This window comes from Flavobacterium suzhouense (genome assembly GCF_042684765.1).
Lineage (GTDB): Bacteria > Bacteroidota > Bacteroidia > Flavobacteriales > Flavobacteriaceae > Flavobacterium > Flavobacterium suzhouense.
The window spans coordinates 1-1,597 of the sequence record NZ_JBHUMD010000019.1 but is presented as its reverse complement, the minus strand read 5'-3'; the positions used below and the strand labels follow the sequence as shown (position 1 = coordinate 1,597).

Here is a 1,597-nt window from a genome sequence, read left to right as displayed (position 1 = left end):
AGTTCATTGACATATTGAGATAAATTCAAGAAGTAGAATTAAGAAATAGAAAGCATGTATGTTTTTGTTTTAGGACAAAAACGCGTAAGTACAATAAGCAAAATAAGGGCGCATGGGGGATGCCTGTGGCTCTCAGAGGCGAAGAAGGACGTGATAAGCTGCGAAAAGCTACGGGGATCGGCACACACGAGATGATCCGTAGATATCCGAATGGGGCAACCCACTATATTGAAGATATAGTATCCGATAGGAGGCAAACCCGCTGAACTGAAACATCTAAGTAGGCGGAGGAGAAGAAAACAAAAGTGATTCCGTAAGTAGTGGCGAGCGAAAGCGGAACAGCCCAAACCAATGTTGTTACGGCATCATTGGGGTTGTAGGACCACGATATTCTATGCAAACTGAACTGGAACCATCTGGAAAGTTGGGCGATACAAGGTGATAGCCCTGTACAGGTAAGGAATGTAATGGATAGTGGTATCCTGAGTAGGGCGGGGCACGTGAAACCCTGTCTGAATCTGGCGGGACCATCCGCTAAGGCTAAATACTCCTGAGAGACCGATAGTGAACCAGTACCGTGAGGGAAAGGTGAAAAGAACCGTGAATAACGGAGTGAAATAGATCCTGAAACCATGCGCCTACAAGCGGTCGGAGCCCTTTCGTGGGGTGACGGCGTGCCTTTTGCATAATGAGCCTACGAGTTACCGTTGCTGGCAAGGATAAGTACTTAAGGTATGGATCCGTAGCGAAAGCGAGTCTGAATAGGGCGCTTTAGTCAGTAATGGTAGACGCGAAACCGTGTGATCTACCCATGGGCAGGATGAAGCTGTGGTAACACACAGTGGAGGTCCGAACCGGTTGACGTTGAAAAGTCTTCGGATGACCTGTGGGTAGGGGTGAAAGGCCAATCAAACTCGGAAATAGCTCGTACTCCCCGAAATGCATTTAGGTGCAGCGCTGGCTTAAGTTATATAGAGGTAGAGCTACTGATTGGATGCGGGGGCTTCACCGCCTACCAATTCCTGACAAACTCCGAATGCTATATAATGTTTACCAGCAGTGAGGGCATGGGTGCTAAGGTCCATGTCCGAGAGGGAAAGAACCCAGACCATCAGCTAAGGTCCCCAAATGTATGCTAAGTTGAAAAAACGAGGTTTGTCTGCCCAGACAGCTAGGATGTTGGCTTGGAAGCAGCCATTCATTTAAAGAGTGCGTAACAGCTCACTAGTCGAGCGGACGAGCATGGATAATAATCGGGCATAAGTATACTACCGAAGCTATGGACAGAATATTCTGTGGTAGGGGAGCATTCTAACGGCGTCGAAGGTGATATGTGAGTATTGCTGGAGCGGTTAGAAAAGAAAATGTAGGCATAAGTAACGATAATGCGGGCGAGAAACCCGCACACCGAAAGACTAAGGTTTCCTCAGCTATGCTAATCAGCTGAGGGTTAGTCGGGACCTAAGGCGAACCCGAAAGGGACAGTCGATGGCCAACGGGTTAATATTCCCGTACTTCTTATAATTGTGATGGGGCGACGGAGTGATGAAAGCACCGCGAACTGACGGAATAGTTCGTTAAAGTACCTAGCTATAGG

At 47.8% G+C, this 1,597-nt stretch carries 1 rRNA gene; it reads left to right on the top strand.

Going from position 1 to position 1,597, the window contains the following annotated elements:
* Positions 1–92: 92 nt before the first annotated feature.
* Positions 93–1,597, top strand: a 23S ribosomal RNA gene (locus tag ACFSR3_RS09415); the annotation flags it as partial.